The following is a 260-nucleotide window of genomic DNA, read 5'->3' as shown; positions in this document are numbered from 1 at the left end:
AGGCAGCCAGCGGCCCGGCCCAGCCACGCGCCGAGCAGGCGGTCCGGGTAGCGGCCCGCCTCGTCGTCGACGAGCATCCCGGGCGGAGCGGCGATCCCGGGCGTCCCGGCGGGAGCCGCATTCAGGATCTCGTCCAGGTCGTCCGGCTCGGCCGCCACCAGCGGTGCAGGGTCGGGACGCGCATCCATTTCGGCGAGCAGTTCGCGCGCCAGTCGCCTCCGTTCCTGCGGTGCGGGCTGCGGGGTGGCGCCGCTGACCGG

General features: G+C 76.5%; 1 protein-coding gene. It reads right to left on the bottom strand.

Annotation, left to right across the window (positions count from 1 at the left end; genetic code table 11):
• A partial coding sequence (locus SB719_RS20975; protein ID WP_412159861.1) for a hypothetical protein occupies positions 1-260 on the bottom strand: 260 nt, incomplete at both ends.

The sequence above is a fragment of the Pantoea sp. SIMBA_079 genome (assembly GCF_046940275.1).
GTDB lineage: Bacteria > Pseudomonadota > Gammaproteobacteria > Enterobacterales > Enterobacteriaceae > Pantoea > Pantoea borealis.
The sequence above is the reverse complement of the archived record's forward strand: the minus strand, read 5'-3'. Positions and strand labels throughout refer to the sequence as shown.